14 protein-coding genes are annotated in these 15,232 nt (G+C 71.6%); 3 read left to right on the forward strand and 11 right to left on the reverse strand.

Features of this window, described 5'->3' with window-relative positions:
* Positions 1-53 precede the first annotated feature (53 nt).
* Positions 54-1,934 (forward strand): acyl-CoA dehydrogenase, encoded by a 1,881-nt coding sequence (locus IEQ44_RS14220; protein WP_193639132.1) that lies wholly within the window; start codon positions 54-56, stop codon positions 1,932-1,934.
* A gap of 90 nt (positions 1,935-2,024) precedes the next feature.
* Here the strand turns inward: IEQ44_RS14220 and IEQ44_RS14225 are convergent, their stop codons facing one another.
* Both IEQ44_RS14225 and IEQ44_RS17990 read right to left on the reverse strand, forming a co-directional pair.
* Positions 2,025-2,261 (reverse strand): DUF6458 family protein, encoded by a 237-nt coding sequence (locus tag IEQ44_RS14225; protein ID WP_193639133.1) that lies wholly within the window; start codon positions 2,259-2,261, stop codon positions 2,025-2,027.
* Positions 2,262-2,363: 102 nt separating this feature from the next.
* The gene (locus IEQ44_RS17990; RefSeq protein ID WP_193639134.1) at positions 2,364-4,139 is read right to left on the reverse strand and encodes an NHL domain-containing thioredoxin family protein; all 1,776 of its coding nucleotides are present in this window, start codon (positions 4,137-4,139) and stop codon (positions 2,364-2,366) included.
* A 74-nt stretch (positions 4,140-4,213) separates the two neighbouring features.
* Between IEQ44_RS17990 and IEQ44_RS14235 the strand changes: the two genes are divergently transcribed.
* Positions 4,214-5,020, forward strand: a complete 807-nt coding sequence (locus tag IEQ44_RS14235; RefSeq protein WP_193639135.1) for a maleylpyruvate isomerase family mycothiol-dependent enzyme — start codon at positions 4,214-4,216, stop codon at positions 5,018-5,020.
* Positions 5,021-5,028: 8 nt separating this feature from the next.
* Here the strand turns inward: IEQ44_RS14235 and IEQ44_RS14240 are convergent, their stop codons facing one another.
* From IEQ44_RS14240 to IEQ44_RS14275, 8 genes are all read right to left on the reverse strand, one after another.
* A complete protein-coding gene (locus tag IEQ44_RS14240; protein ID WP_193639136.1) occupies positions 5,029-6,591 on the reverse strand; it encodes a hypothetical protein in 1,563 nt (520 codons plus the stop codon).
* Between the two features lie 15 nt (positions 6,592-6,606).
* Positions 6,607-6,825 carry a hypothetical protein gene (locus tag IEQ44_RS14245; RefSeq protein WP_193639137.1) on the reverse strand — a complete coding sequence of 73 codons (219 nt, stop codon included), beginning with the start codon at positions 6,823-6,825 and terminating at the stop codon, positions 6,607-6,609.
* Positions 6,826-6,918: 93 nt separating this feature from the next.
* Positions 6,919-8,160 carry a fibronectin type III domain-containing protein gene (locus IEQ44_RS14250; RefSeq protein WP_193639138.1) on the reverse strand — a complete coding sequence of 414 codons (1,242 nt, stop codon included), beginning with the start codon at positions 8,158-8,160 and terminating at the stop codon, positions 6,919-6,921.
* A 62-nt stretch (positions 8,161-8,222) separates the two neighbouring features.
* Positions 8,223-9,485 carry a fatty acid desaturase family protein gene (locus IEQ44_RS14255; protein WP_193639139.1) on the reverse strand — a complete coding sequence of 421 codons (1,263 nt, stop codon included), beginning with the start codon at positions 9,483-9,485 and terminating at the stop codon, positions 8,223-8,225.
* Between the two features lie 26 nt (positions 9,486-9,511).
* Positions 9,512-10,657: a ferredoxin reductase gene (locus tag IEQ44_RS14260; protein WP_319804689.1), complete on the reverse strand. Its 1,146-nt coding sequence runs from the start codon at positions 10,655-10,657 to the stop codon at positions 9,512-9,514.
* Between the two features lie 88 nt (positions 10,658-10,745).
* Complete coding sequence (locus IEQ44_RS14265; RefSeq protein ID WP_193639140.1) at positions 10,746-11,255, reverse strand: phage tail protein; 510 nt, start codon at positions 11,253-11,255, stop codon at positions 10,746-10,748.
* A 9-nt stretch (positions 11,256-11,264) separates the two neighbouring features.
* Complete coding sequence (locus tag IEQ44_RS14270; RefSeq protein ID WP_193639141.1) at positions 11,265-11,777, reverse strand: phage tail protein; 513 nt, start codon at positions 11,775-11,777, stop codon at positions 11,265-11,267.
* 10 nt (positions 11,778-11,787) lie between these two features.
* Positions 11,788-12,300: a phage tail protein gene (locus IEQ44_RS14275; protein WP_193639142.1), complete on the reverse strand. Its 513-nt coding sequence runs from the start codon at positions 12,298-12,300 to the stop codon at positions 11,788-11,790.
* Between the two features lie 174 nt (positions 12,301-12,474).
* On the opposite strand from IEQ44_RS14275, the gene IEQ44_RS14280 reads away from it, so the two are divergent.
* Positions 12,475-13,629: a PucR family transcriptional regulator gene (locus IEQ44_RS14280; protein ID WP_227487517.1), complete on the forward strand. Its 1,155-nt coding sequence runs from the start codon at positions 12,475-12,477 to the stop codon at positions 13,627-13,629.
* Positions 13,630-13,685: 56 nt separating this feature from the next.
* Here the strand turns inward: IEQ44_RS14280 and IEQ44_RS14285 are convergent, their stop codons facing one another.
* On the reverse strand, positions 13,686-15,164 hold the full coding sequence (locus tag IEQ44_RS14285; RefSeq protein WP_193639143.1) for an amidohydrolase: 1,479 nt from the start codon (positions 15,162-15,164) through the stop codon (positions 13,686-13,688).
* Between the last annotated feature and the right edge of the window lie 68 nt (positions 15,165-15,232).

Consider the following 15,232-nt stretch of genomic DNA (forward strand, 5'->3'; position numbering starts at 1 on the left):
ACCACGCTCGCACCGACACCAGGTCGGTTGCACGGATAGGAACAGGTGGGGCAGTGAGCCACTACAAGAGCAACCTGCGCGACATCGAGTTCAACCTCTTCGAGGTGCTCGGCCGCGACGAGATCCTCGGCCAGGGTCCCTTCTCCGAGGTCGACAGCGACACCGCCCGCGAGGTGCTCGCCGAGGTCGACCGTCTCGCCCGCGAGGACATCGCCGCCTCCTACGAGGACAGCGACCGCAACCCGCCGGTCTTCGACCCCAAGACCCACAGCGCCCCCATCCCCGAGTCGTTCAAGAAGAGCTACCGGGCCTGGATGGACTCCGAGTTCTGGCGCCTGCAGATCCGCGAGGAGCTGGGCGGCACGCTCGCCCCGCCGACCATCAACTGGGCGATCGGCGAGCTCGTGCTCGGCGCCAACGCACCCGTGCACATGTATGCCGCGGGCGCGCCGTTCGCCGGCGTCGTTTGGAACAACTCCAACGGTCTCGAGCGCGACCAGCGCGTCGCCCAGATCATGGTCGAGCGCCAGTGGGGCTGCACCATGGTCCTCACCGAGCCCGACGCCGGCTCCGACGTCGGCGCCGGCCGCGCGAAGGCCACGCCCAACGAGGACGGTTCCTGGAACGTCACCGGCGTGAAGCGCTTCATCACCTCCGCCACCAACGACATGACCGAGAACGTCATGCACCTGGTGCTCGCCCGTCCCGAGGGCGTCGAGGGTGCCGGCGGCCCCGGCACCAAGGGCCTCTCGCTCTTCTGGATGCCCGAGTGGCACTTCGACCACGAGACCGGCGAGCTGACCGGTGAGCGCAACGGCATCTACGTGACCAACGTCGAGCACAAGATGGGCATCAAGGTCTCCAACACCTGCGAGGTCACCTTCGGCGACCCGCAGGTCGGCGGTGGCGAGCCCGCCAAGGGTTGGCTGGTCGGCGAGGTGCACAACGGCATCGCGCAGATGTTCGACGTCATCGAGAACGCCCGCATGATGGTCGGCACCAAGGCCATCGCCACCCTCTCCACCGGCTACCTCAACGCGCTGGAGTACGCCAAGACCCGCGTGCAGGGCGCCGACCTCACCCAGTCGGCCGACAAGACCGCCCCGCGCGTCACCATCACCCACCACCCCGACGTGCGCCGCTCGCTCATGACGCAGAAGGCGTTCTCCGAGGCCATGCGCGCCCTGGTGCTCTACACCGCCTCCTGGCAGGACCAGGTCATCCAGGCCGAGCACGAGGGCACGAGCGACTCCGACGAGGCCCGCCTCGCCGTCGCCGTCAACGACCTGCTCCTCCCGATCGTCAAGGGCTACGGCTCCGAGCGCTCGTGGGTGCTGCTGGGCACCGAGTCGCTGCAGACCTTCGGTGGCTCCGGCTTCCTGCAGGAGTACCCGATCGAGCAGTACGTGCGCGACGCCAAGATCGACACCCTCTACGAGGGCACCACCGCGATCCAGGGCCAGGACTTCTTCTTCCGCAAGATCGTCAAGGACCAGGGCCGCGCCCTGGGCCACCTGGCGAAGGAGATCGAGGCCTTCATCGGATCCCCCGAGGGCGACGAGCGCCTCAAGGTCGAGCGTGGCCTGCTGGCCAAGGCCCTCGAGGACGCCAACGCGCTGGTCGGCCACATGATCAACGACCTGATGTCCGCCCAGGAGGACATCAAGAACATCTACAAGGTCGGCCTGAACACCTCCCGCGTGCTGATGGTGCTCGGCGACGTGGTCTGCGCCTGGCTGCTGCTGCGCGGAGCCGAGGTCGCGCTGGCCAAGCTGGGTGGCGAGGTCTCCGCGAAGGACAAGTCCTTCTACGAGGGCAAGGTCGCCGCGGCGTCCTGGTTCGCCACGCAGAACCTGCCGAAGATCAGCTCGGAGCTCGCCATCGCCCAGGCCACCGACCTCTCGGTCATGGAGATCGACGAGGCGGCGTTCTGATCCGCGCCTGATCACGCACGAAGGGCCGCACCCCTCGGGGTGCGGCCCTTCGTCATGTCCGGGTGACCTGTCGGCCACCTGCGTACGACCTCAGACGACGTCGCGGCGGTCGACGTGACCGTCGACGCGGCGCTCCTCGACGTGGCGGGTCTCGCTGCGCTGCTTGTTCATCACCAGGCCGAGCACGAGCGACAGCACACCGGCGATGACGAGGATCCACCCCAGCGTCTCCGTGGCGACGTAGTCGTCGAGTCCGGGGATGTTGACGACGCCCAGACCGAAGATCAGTCCGAGCACGATCAGGACGATTCCGAGTCCGAGTCCCATGGCGCTACCTCCCTGCGTGTGGCGCGGCCGGTGCCGCACCTGTCTGCGGAAGGTGGTGCCCGGCCCGGGCCCCGACGAAACGTCGCAGCCCCGCAGAGCGCCTCAGGCGGTCCCGCCCAGCGGCAGCCGCAGGTCGTTTTCGGTGCCGGGGACGACGCGTACGGGCACGCCCCAGTCCTGCTTGACCATGTGGCAGGCCGCGCCCTCACCGCCGTCGGCGTCGCAGCTCGCGGCCCGGGCAGCGACGTGGAGGACCCCCTCCCCGACGGCTGGGTCGAGCACGAGCCGGCGCACCAGGTCGGTGCCGCGGCCCGCGCCCTCGCGCAGCAGCGCCTCGGGGGTGGCGCTGACCAGCAGTTGTGACGGCGGCCCGAAGCGATCGTCGACCTTCTGTCCGGGCGGCGGCGTGAAGTCGACGACGAGCTCGACCTCGGCGCTCACCTCGGTCACCGGCCGCTGGGTGCGATGGGCGAACGCGTCGACCTCGACGACACCGCCGAGTGGGATGCGGGTGATCCGGTGGGCCGTCGACTCGACCACGTCGAGCGCGTCGCCGTCGACGCTCAGCAGCAGGCCGCTGGGTTCGCTCAACCCCGTGGCGACGGTGGTCACCTCGCCGGACTGCGCCGCGCCGGGCTCGGTCTCCACCCACCGGCGCACCGCCCCGTTGTAGGTGTCGGCGACGGCCACCGACCCGTCGGGCAGCACGGCCAGCCCCAGCGGGTGCTGCAGCAGCGCCTGATCTGCCGGGCCGTCGCGGAAGCCGAAGTCGAAGAGGCCGGTGCCGATCGCGGTGGTCACGCGCCCGGTGCCGTCGGCGTCGAGCTCGACCCAGCGCAACGACGAGGTCTCGGAGTCGGCCAGCCAGAGTCGGTCGCGGGCCTCGTCGACGGCGAGCCGGGAGGTCTGCGCGAACCACGCCTCGTCGAGCGGACCGTCGAGCAGGCCCTCGTTGGTCGTGCCCGCGGCGACCTCCACGGCGCCGGTGCGTGGGTCGTACGTCCACAGCTGGTGGATGCCGGCCATCGCGATCCAGATCCGGTCGCGCCACCAGGCGACGTCCCAGGGGCTGGAGAGACGGTCGGTGCCGTCGCCGGCCATCCACTGCCGGCCGTCGCCGGCGAGCGTACGCACCTGGCCGGTCGACAGCATGACGCCGGCGAGGCGGTGGCCGACGGTGTCCGCGACGACGAGGTCGTACCCGACCTCCTCCGCGACGTCAGCAGGCAGCAGGCAGAGGCCGTTGGGCTCGGAGAAGCCACCGAGGCGCTGCTCGACCTCGCCGTCGGCGGAGAGCAGGACCACCTCGTCGTGGCCCGCGTCGGCGACGGCCACGCGGCCGTCGGGCAGGCGTACGCCCGCAGCCGGGAACCGCAGGTCGCTCGGCGCGACCTCGGGGGCGACGTAGGGCGAGTCGCCGGGCTGCAGGGTGCCGCGCTCGCGGTGCTGCGCAACGAGCTCGCCCAGCAGCGCGTCGACGGCGGGGGCGTGGCCCTCGCCGGCGTACTGGGCGACGACGTAGCCCTCCGGGTCGACCAGCACCAGCGTCGGCCAGGCGCGGGCGGTGTAGGCGGACCACGTGGTCAGCTCGGGGTCGTCGAGCACGGGGTGGTGCACCGAGTAGCGCTCGACGGCGGCGACGAGCGCCTCGGGGTCGGCCTCGTGCACGAACTTCGGCGAGTGCACGCCGACGACCACCAGCTCCTCGGCCCACTTCTCCTCGACCGGGCGCAGCTCGTCGAGCACGTGCAGGCAGTTGATGCAGCAGAAGGTCCAGAAGTCGAGCAGGACGAAGCGGCCACGCAGGTCGCCGATCGTCAGGTCGCGGTCGGTGTTGAGCCAGCCTCGGCCGGTAAGTTCGGGGGCGCGTACCTTCACCCGGCAATTCTGCCCCGCGGCTGGTCGCCCGCCTCGCGGCGCGGGTGGTCGGCGTCACCCCCTAAGGTGTGCGCATGACCGACCTGACGCCCTACGTCGACCTGTGGTGGAGCTCGATCGACGACTTCACCCGCCTGCTCGAAGAGCTGCCCGAGGAGGAGTGGGCCACGCCCACCGACCTGCCCGGGTGGGACGTGCGCGCGGTCGTCGCCCACACCGCCCACCTCGAGCACCTGCTGGCCGGCGGCGCCCACGACGACGTCCAGCTCGACGAGGTGCCCCACGCCCGCGGCTTCATGGGGCAGTTCACCGAGCAGGGCGTGGTGGGCCGGGCCGATCGGTCACGCGACGACCTCCTCAACGAGATCCGGGAGTCGGCGACCGCCACCCACACTGCGATCCTCGCCGACGCCGCCCCGGTGGCCGACGCGCCCGCCCGCGAACCCTTCGGCTCGATCGGGTGGAGCAACCACACCTTGTGGCGCAACCGTCCCCTCGACCTGTGGATGCACGAGCAGGACGTGCGCCGAGCCGTCAGACGTCCCGGGGGCATGGACAGCCCCGGCGCGCGACACACCGTCGACTACCTCTCCGAGTCCCTCGGCCTCGTGCTCGCGAAGCGGGCGAAGGCCCCGGCCGGCACGACGCTGCGCCTCGAGGTCGCCGGTCACGCTCCTCGTGCCTGGCGGGTCACCGACGCCGGACGCGGCGAGGAGCTGACCGAGGTGCCCGACAGCGCCGACGTGGTGCTGCGCCTCGACCGCGAGGCCTTCACCCTGCTGGCCGGCGGTCGCCGTGGCCCCGACCGTGTCTCGGTGGACGCCGAGGGGGACGCCGAGCTCGTCTCGCGCATCGTCGCCGGGATGGCCGTCACTCCCTGAGCCGGGGGTCAGTCCCGGTCGCGCTGCACGTCGCGGACGCGCACGAGGCCGCTGCGGTTGCCGACGTAGGCGGCTCCGTCGTCACCCAGGGCCACGAAGCTGTGCAGGGTGCGGTGCAGCGCGCCGGTGCCGGTGCGCACCGAGAAGGCGTGGCCGCCCGTACGCACGTCCAGCGCCGTGAGGTACCACGCCGAGACGCCCCACCAGGACGGCTTCTTCGTCACCGTGTAGACCAGACCGGTGGCCCAGGAGACGACGGGACGCGCGGCCACGGCGGTGACGTCGGAGCTCCACACCACCCGGCACGCTCCCCGCTCGTGGTCGACCCGGGCGACGCCCCCGGTGGGCGTGAAGCCGAGCACCGTGGAGGCCCGTCCGTTGCCGTGGTCGTTGGTGACCACCACGCCGTGGCCGACGCTGACCAGACTCGTCTCGACGGCCGACTCGCCGCCGTCGAAGACCGCGGAGGAGCAGACCTCAGCGCCGGTGGCCCGGTCGTGGAAGACGATGCGGGTGCGCGGCTCCGCATTGTCGGCGAGGGCGACGAGGTTGTCGTCGACCAGGGCGGGGCCCGACCCGGTGCCACGCACCAGCTGTCCGCTCTTCACCTCGACGCCGCGGTCGTACTCGGTGCGCCAACTCACCGTCACCACCTTGCGGTCATCGAGCACGAGGCGGTGCAGCGAGGTGTCGGTCGCGACGAAGACCCCCGACTCGTCGACGGCGAAGGGCTGGGTGATCTTCTCGTCGAGGTCGATCACCTTGGCGCCGCCCGCCACGGTGTCGAGCACCCCGACCCGACCGAGGTGGCTGGTCCACCAGATGCGCCCCGACCAGTCGGTCAGCGCCTGGACCACGCAGTCACCGCGGCCCAGCAGCTTCTCCAGGTTCCAGGTCTGGTCGACGGTGAGGTCGGGCTCGCCGGAGGCGTCGTCGGTCGCGATCGCCTGGATCCGGCCATCGGTGGTCGCCACCACCGCGCGGTCGCCGTTGTCGAGGTGGAAGCGGAGGCCCGAGCACGCCTCGGCCTCGACGACGTCGTCGGTCTCGCGTGCAGCCGGCATTCGCTTGGTCACCAACGGTCGAAGCGAGTCGGGGTCCAGCACCCGAAGCAGCGGGCCGGTGCGGTCCTCGCAGATTGCGACCAGGCGACCGGACGAGGCGAACTGCATGCTGCGACAGCTCTCGCGCCCGTACCAGGCCGTGTCGGTCTCGGGGCGGTCGCCGAGCGGCCCGGGCCGTCCTGCCTGCGACTGCGCCCACCACGGATGCTGAGGCGGCTGCTGGCTCTCCAGCGGCCTGGCCGCGACCTGACGTCCCTCGTAGGCCGGCGTGACCAGCAGACCCCCGTTGCCGGGGATGGGCAGGAGCCCGTCAGGCAGCACGACGACGAGGGCGGCGACCGCCGCCACGACCGCGCCGGCGATGAGCCCGCCACGGCGGGTCACCCGCGGCCGCGGGACCCGCTGGCGCAGTCGCGGCACAGCCAGCAGACCGGCCACGATCACGATCGTCCACGGCCCCACGGCACCCCACAGGAGCACCACCAGGGCGATCAGCACCCAACCCACGTCGTCAGCCCCGGGTCATCGGCGACGGCGCGCCGCGACCTCCTGGGCCACGAACCCGACCACCAGGCCGACGGCGGCTGCGACGAGCACGCTCACGACCGGGTGGAGCGGGGAGAGGTTGTGCAAGAAGAACCACACCAGTCCACCGACGAGCACCATGACCACGCTGGCCACCGGTGTCGCGCGTCGGGGCGTACGCGCCGTCTGCGGGTCCGTGCCTTCGTCCTTGCCCATGGGCCCTCACTCCCTCACGCTGAGCTGCTGCGCCTCAGACCCTCTCACGGCACGGTGCCAGCCGGGCGACTGACCCCGGTCGTGGTGCCCCGCTCAGCGCCTGCGTACGCGGACCGTCGGGCGGCTGGTGAAGACGTACGTCTCGTGGCCGGCGGCACGGACGGTCACCCGGACCCGCAACCGCTTGCCCTTGAGCGCGCGCGTCACCTTGAGGCGGGCGCGGTCACCGTGCTTCACGGCGGCGAAACGCTTGCCGCGCTTGACGAACCACTGGTAGCGGACTTTGGCGCGCCCCGGGCGCCAGACGCCCCGCGTGGCCTTCAGCACGCGGCCCACGCGTGCCTGGCCCTTGATGCGGGGGGCCCGCACCATCGTGATCGGCTTCGCATCGGGCTCCGGGCTGGGCGACGTGGTGGGTGACGGGGACGGGCTGGGGGTGGGGCTGGGCGTCGGCTCCACCGTCGGCGTGGGGCTCGGGGTCGGCTCGACGGTCGGGGTCGGCGTGGGGGCGGTCGTTGGGGTGGGCTCGACCGTCGGGGTCGGCGTGGGCACCGGCGTCGGCTCGACGGTCGGGGTCGGGGTCGGGGTCGGCTCGGCGGTCGGGGTGGGCACCGGGGTCGGACCGGCCGTGGGGCTGGCCGTCGGCTCGGGACTCGGCTCCGGCGTGGGCGACGGGGTGACCCCACCGACGACGACCGTCTCGGAGCGTTCGGAGAGCAACGACATCCCCGCGTCGTTGACTGCGACGACCTGGAACCAGTACTCCCCCGGCGCCAGGTCCTCGAAGGTGCACGTGAGCGCGCCTGCGGTGTCGCAGCGCGGCCCCAGCGGACCGGAGTTGGTGATCACCGTGTAGCCGGTGACCGGCTCGGAGGTGGTCGGCGGGGCCCACGTCACGGTGACGGCCGAGCCCTGCACGCTCGCCCGCACGTCGACCGGGGCGCCCGGGATCGAGACCGGGTCGATCGTGATGACGACCGGGTTCGACTCTGCGGACAGGTAGGAGAAGCCGAGGCCACCCCCGCCGTTGGCAACGACGGAGAAGCGCAGCTGCGTGTTGACCGGCAGTCCCTCGAAGGTGCACGTCAGGGCGCCGTCGGTGTCGCACCGCGGGCCCAGCGGACCGGAGTTGGTGATCACCGTGTAGCCCGTGATCTCCACGCCGTTGGGGACGGGTGCGTCCCACGTGACGATGACGGAGAGACCGTCCACCCTCGCCTGCACGTTGGCCGGGGGGTTGGGTCGCTCCGGGTCGGACTGGCTCTGGGCCACGGCCACCGTGGTCGGGGCCACCAGGGCCAGGACGACGGCCACGACCAACGCGATTCGCTTCATCCCGCCATCATGGCGGTGATCGCGGTCACACGTCAGGTCGTGCCCGTCGGGCGAGACGCCGGTCAGGCAGCCTCGACGACCTCGGGGCGCACCACGGCACCGCGACGCTTCGCGACGGCGGCGTCGAGCTGACGCTGGAGGACGCGACGGGTGCGCTTGTCGCCGCCGACCATCTTGGCGAGGATCCCGACCTGCTTGGGCAGGTTCTTGACCGTGGTGGTCTCGAGCCAGCCGTTGGGCAGCGAGAGGCGCACGACCTTGTGCCAGGCCGAGTAGACCTGCTTGGGCAGCGAGTCCTCGTGGTAATTGAGGCCGTACTTCTCGAAGACCTGCTTCACCTTCACGGCCGCCTCGGCGTAGCGGTTGGAGGGCAGGTCGGGGAAGAGGTGGTGCTCGATCTGGTGGGACAGGTTGCCGGTCATGACGTGCATGAACTTCGAGCCCGAGATGTTGGCCGAGCCGAGCATCTGGCGCAGGTACCAGTCACCACGGGTCTCGTCCTCGTCGAGCATCTCCTTCTCGAAGGTCTCGACGCCCTCGGGGAAGTGGCCGCACATGATGACCGAGTGGCTCCACACGTTGCGGGCCCAGTTGGAGATCAGGTTGGCCGCGATGGTCGGCAGGAACGACCCGGTGGGGATCGAGAGCACCGGGTGGATCACGTAGTCACGCGTCATGTTCTTGCGGATCTTGACCAGGACCTTCTTGACCTGCTCGTCGAAGTCGGCCGGACGCTTCTCCTTGGGCCGCGAGAGGTTCTTGCCGAGCTCGAGGTCGTAGGCGGCGATGCCGTACTGGAAGAAGCAGGCGTTGATGAAGTTCCAGGCCGGCTGCGCGATGTAGAAGGGGTACCACTTCTGGTCCTCGTCGACGCGCATGATCCCGTAGCCGAGGTCGTTGTCCTTGCCGACGATGTTCGTGTACGTGTGGTGCACTTCGTTGTGCGAGTGCTTCCACGCGTCGGCAGGGGTGACGTTGTCCCACTCCCACGTCGAGGAGTGGATCTTCGGGTCGCGCATCCAGTCCCACTGACCGTGCAGGACGTTGTGGCCGATCTCCATGTTCTCGAGGATCTTGGAGATGCTCAGGCCCAGCGTGCCGAGCACGAAGGCCGGGGGGAAGACCGAGAAGAGCAGCACGCCGCGCGAGCCGAGCTCGAGGTAGCGCTGCGTCTTGATCATGTTGCGGATGTAGGCGGCGTCGGAGGCGCCGCGGGAGTCGATGATCTCCTGGCGGATGGCGTCGAGCTCACGGCCCAGCTCCGCGATGTCCGCCTTGGTGAGGTGGGCGATCGGGTTGTCGGACTTGTTCTGGATGACGGTCATGTCTCTCCTTCGGTGCTCGAGGCGGTTCAGTGCTCGAAGTGGCAGGGGCCGGCGGCGGTCTTGATGCAGGTCTGGACCTTGACGGTGCCGGACTCGCCGGGGATGGCGGTGGTGAGCTCACCGTTGCGCAGGTCGCGCACGGTGCCCTCGGTCATCGGGATGAGGCAGCCCATGCACAGGCCCATGCGGCAGCCGGAGCGCATCAGCATCCCGGCGTCCTCGGCGGCGTCGAGGATCGTGGTGGCGCCGTCGACGACGAGCTCCTTGCCGCTCTTCTCGAAGTGCAGGGTGCCGCCCTCGCCGGGCTCGACCCGGGACGTACGGAACTGCTCGATGAGCAGCTCCACGCCGATGCGCTCGTGGTGCTCGGTGAGCGCGTCGAGCAGGCCCGAGGGCCCGCAGGCGAGGGTGGTGCGCTCGACCAGGTCGGGCACCAAGGACTCGAGGTCATTGACGTCGAGCACACCGTGCTCGTCGTCGTAGCGGGCGACGAGGCGGATCAGTCCGGCCGCGTCGAGCGCTTTCAGGTCACGCAGGAAGATCGAGTCCGGCTCGCTGGGGGCGACGTGCACGACGACGATGTCGAAGCGCTCGCTGCGCGGCAGGCGTACGACGCCGGAGTCGGCGACCGGGAAGAGGTTGCGCAACATGCCGATCACCGGAGTGACGCCGGAGCCGGCGGTCACCATGAGGAACTTGCCACCGGTCGGGTCGGGCAGCACGAACTCGCCGGCCGCCTGCTCGAGGTGGACCAGGCTGCCGACCGGGCAGTGGTGGACGAGGTGGTTGCTCACGACACCGTCGGGCACGGCCTTGACGGTGATCGAGATGAGGCCGTCGGTGCGCGGACCGTGGGTCAGCGAGTAGGCACGCCACTGGCGTACGCCGTCGACGTCGATGCCGACGCGCACGTACTGGCCCGGCACGTGACCGGCCCAGTCGGCCCCCGGCTTGATGAGGATCGTGGCCGCGTCGGCGGTCTCGGGCTCGACGCCCACGATCCGCCCCCGCAGCTCGGCGCCCGAGCGCAGCGGCGCGAAGAGGTCGAGGTAGTCGGCGGGCAGCAACGGCGTCGTGGTCGCCTCGAGGAGGCGGACGGCGCGGTCACGCAGGCGGCGGCGCGGCGCCTCGGCGGCGGCGCGCTGCACGTGCGGGTCCAGGGTGGCTGTCACATCCCCCAGTCTGGCGGCCAGAAGGAGTCATTTCTCGACCAGAGGACGTGAAAGAAGGCGAGCTAATTGTTCGGAGGGAACAAAGACGTCAGTCCCGTGAGGGGTAGATGCCCTGCAACGCGATGATGGCGGTGAGCGTGAGGAAGGGCTGCATGTTCTCGTGGGCGGCGCCCTGCCCGAGCGCCGAGACGGCTGCCGGAGACATGGTGCCCTGGGCGAGCCCTCGGTCCACGTAGGCCCGCTGGCCGCCCCCGAGCATCGGGGCAGCAGCGCTCGGGACCTCGCTGGTGGCCCTGTTCGCCGAGGCCGGCAAGGCGTGGGTGTGCTGGGGCATCTCGGCCGCGGCGAGGGTATGGGTCTCCTTCCCGAACCGCTCACCCATGGTGGAGGCGCCACCGGCCCCGAGTGGCGTGCAGCCGCGCAGGTCGGGCAACGCGAAGTTGGTCCACCCGTCTCCACCGAAACGCGTGCCCAAGAGGCTGAAGAGCGCCTGGTTGGTGCTGATCGGCAGGAGCTGCCCGTCGCAGCGGGCCCAGCCCCGCGGCGGTTGGGCGAACGCCACCCACTTGACCATGCCGATGAAAGGTTCGATGGACATCGTGACTCCTCAGGAACGCGGCGGGTAGATGCCGGCGAGGGCGATGCAGTAGCGCATCACCAACGAGGGCTGCATGTTGGAGTGCGGCTGTCCGCCGCCGGCCATCTCGAGGACCTCGGTGAGGGTCGCCTCTCCCCCGGTGCGCAGGGTCACGTTGCCGGCTGCAGGCACCGCGTTGACCGGAGCTCCGGTGGTCGCGGCCCCCGACGACGCCATCGTGGCGTGGGTGTGGACCGGCATCTCCGACTGGGTCAGGGCGACGCTGTCCTGACCGCCGAACTCGCCCACCTGGTAGGACGACAGCCCAGGTCCGGAGCCGGCACCCAGGGCGGCCCGCCCGTTGAGGTTGGGCAGGCCGAAGGTGATTCTGCCGTCGCCGCCGAAGTTGGTGCCGAGGATGGAGTAGAGCGCGGGATTCTGACGGATCGGCAGCAACTGGCCGTCGCACGACGCCCACCCCTGGGGCGCGTAGTCGAAGCCGAAGAGGGCAACCTCTCCGACGAAGGGGTCGAGTCCGGACATGTCGGTCCTCTCAGAACGAGGGGTAGATGCCCTCGAGGGCGATGATGTAGTTGAGGGCCAGGAAGGGCTGGCGGTTCTCGTGGGGCTGCCCGCCCCCGACGGGGCTCGCTTGGCTCAGCACCGTCTCGGCTGGGCCGACCGCGTAGGCCTTGCCGCTGCCCGGCAGCACGGCCGGCGCCTGGCCCACGGCGGTGCGCGACGTCGCGGTCTCCTGCGAGGCGCGGACGGTGTGCGTGTGCGGGGGCAGCATCTGGGGCGTCAGCGTGACGGACTCCTGGCCGCCCATCTCCCCCAGCGTGCGTGGGACCCGCGCGGGCCCCTGACCCTGGTGGAGCGGCACCCGGCCACGCAGGTCAGGCACGGCGAAGTGGGTGAAGCCGTTGCCCCCGTAGGTCGTCCCGATGAGGGTGAAGAGCGCCTCGTGGTCGCTGATCCACAGCTGCTGACCGTGGCAGAAGGCCCAGCCCACAGGCTCGTAGTTGCCGGCGAAGAGCCGGATCTCGCCGATGTGGGGTTCGCTCATGCTCGCTCCTCCGCTCGGGGGCCGGTGGAGGCGACCCGCGCGACGAACTCTGGCAGAGGGGCCCTCCCCGCGTCGGAAAACTGCGGAACTCACCGCCGCCCATCCCGCGGGACCCCCTCCTTCACACCGTGCGAACAAATAGACTCGCTCCAAGACGGGCGACCAGGAGGAATCTTGACCGAGATCCAGCTCGACCCCCGCGTGGTCGACGTGATGCGCCGAGGCCTGCCCGCAGTCGCCGAGGCGGCCGTCACCGCGATCATCGCCGACGTGCCGTCCTACGCCGGCGCCCTCTCCGGCCAGATGGGCGAGAACATCCGCGGCGCGGTGCAGCTCGCGCTCGGTGGGTTCATCAACCTCGCCGTCGCCTCCACCCAGGTTGACCCGCGGCAACCCACCGGACCGGCCCGCGAGGGCGCCTACCTGCTGGGCCGCGGCGAGGCCCGGTCGGGTCGCTCCATGGAGGCGCTGCTGGCGGCCTACCGCGTCGGCAGCCGCGAGTCGTGGCGCCAGCTCGCCCGGTTCCTCGTCGACCAGGGCGTCGACGCGGCCACCATCGCCGCTTTCGCCGAGCTCGTCTTCGCCTACATGGACCAGCTCTCCGACGCCAGCGTCTCGGGCCACTCCGACGAGATGGCCTCGTCGGGTCGCGTACGCCAGCAGCACCTCGACGAGCTCGCCCGGGCCCTGCTCGACGGCGTCGCCGAGGAGGCGCTCGTGGCGGCGGCCACCCGGGCCCAGTGGGAGCCACCTCGCACCCTCACGGCCGTGCTCATGCCCGACTCCCAGGCCGGTGGGGTGATGCGGGTCGCCGCCCAGCAGACGCTGAGGATCGAGGACCCGACCGGCGAGGAGGGACGCGTCGTGCTGCTGGTGCCGGACGCGCCCCGCGCCCTGCTGCTGCGCACGCTGCAGGGACCCAGGGCCGCCGTCGGACCGGCGCGGCCGTGGACCGAGGCGCGCCTCTCGTGGGAGCGCGCACGCCGTGCCCTCGCCCTCGACCTGCCCGAGGACCCGAGCGCCGCCGCGCCGCTGGACACCGAGGCCCACCTCGCGGCGCTGGTCGTGCACTCCGACCCCGAGGCCCTCGCCGACCTGCGCGCACGCGTGCTGACCCCCCTGGACGACCTGACCGCGAGCGCCCGCGCGAAGCTCTCCGAAACCCTGCGGGCCTGGCTGCTCCACCGGGGTCGGCGTGAGGCGGTGGCCGAGGCGCTCTTCGTGCACCCGCAGACCGTCCGCTACCGCGTCGGCCAGCTGCGCGAGGCGTACGGGGAGCTGCTGGACGACCCCGACTTCGTGCGCGACGCCACCATCGCGCTGGCCTGACGGGAGCGCCGCCGCCCTGACGGGAGCTCTGGCGCCCTGACGGGAGCTCTGGCGCGTCAGGAGTGGTGCACGACCCGCCCGTCCACGATCGTCGCCAGCACCTGACGCCGCATCGCCACCAGGTGGGCGGCGACCTCCGCCGACGGACCCACGTCACGCAGCGGGTCGTCGGCGAGCAGCACCACGTCGCGGGCCTCGCGCAGTCGGCGCACGCCGTCGACGCTCGCCGCCAACGCCTCCCGGGCGGTCAACGACTGCTCCGGGTGCCAGGGCTCGCGCTCGTCGCCCGAGCGGTGGACCGCCGCCGCCATCGCGAGCCACGGGTCCAGCCGGGAGACGGGAGCGTCCGAACCCAGGGCGAGCTGGACACCGGAGTCGACCATCCAGCGCAGCGCGAAGGAACGCGCGCCGCGGCCCGGCCAGACGCGGTCGGTGATGTCCCGGTCGTCGATCAGGTGGGCGGGCTGCACGCTCGCGCGGACCCCCAGCGCCGCCATCCGGCGTACGTCCTCGAGGCGCACCAGCTGCGCGTGCTCCACCGACCCGTGGGCCCCGGCCGCCTCGACGGCGTCGAGGGCCATCTGGACGGCGCGGTCGCCGATCGCGTGCACGGCCACCTCCCAGCCCGCCCCGGTGGCCCGGGTGAGCAGCTCGCGCAGCTCCTCGGGGCTCTGGTTGGGCGCACCCTGCGTGGGTGGGTGGGTGTTGGCGTACTCCTCGCAGCACCAGGCGGTGCCGGTGGTCAGCGCCCCGTCGCTGATCACCTTCAGCGGACCGACCCGCAGCCGGTCATGGCCCTCGATCGCGTCACCGGTCCGCAGCCCCGCGGCGATGACGTCGTCGAGGTCGGCGGCGTAGGTGCCGGTGCGGACGCGCAGCAGGTCGAGGGCGGGCGTCCAGCGGTCGGCCCACGTCAGGGGGGAGTCACCGAACTCGAGGTCGACGAGCCCGGTGAGCCCCAGGGCAGCGGCGGCGCGCAGGCTGGCCTCGTACGCCCACGCGTCGACCCGCTCGGAGCCGAGGACGTCGCTGAGGCGGGCGGAGGCGTCGAACCACTCGTCCTCGCTGACCACCTCCTCGCGGTGCGCCAGGCCCAGCAGTCGCAACGCCGTCGAGTTGAGCCACCCGTGGTGGGCGTCGCCGGAGACCAGCACGATCGGGACCGCCTCGGTGACCCGGTCGAGCGCCTCCGTGGTGGGCCGGGCCGGCCAGACGCGCGGTCGGTGACCGAATCCCACGACCGCCTCCCCCGGGCGCTCGGCGAGGCGGGCGCGCACCAGGTCGAGGGCCTGCTCGACGCTGTCGGCCTCACTGGTGTCGAGGCGACTGGTCGCCAACGTCCACTGGCCCAGGTGCACGTGCGCGTCCCACAGCCCGGGGATCGCCCAGGCACCGTCGGCGTCGACGACCTGGCCGGGCTCGCCGGCGTCGGGCAGCTCGAGGTCAACCGGCTCGCTGGAGGCCGGCACACCACCGCCCGGAACACCGGGCAGCCCCGCCGTCAGCGGCACCGGGCGGACGTTGCGGATCAACACCTGCTCAGGCTAGGTCAGCACCCCTCGCGAACCGGTCTCCGCGCCGTTGTGACGTGGGCGGCGTCCGG

It is taken from the genome of Nocardioides malaquae, assembly GCF_015070385.1.
GTDB lineage: Bacteria > Actinomycetota > Actinomycetes > Propionibacteriales > Nocardioidaceae > Nocardioides > Nocardioides malaquae.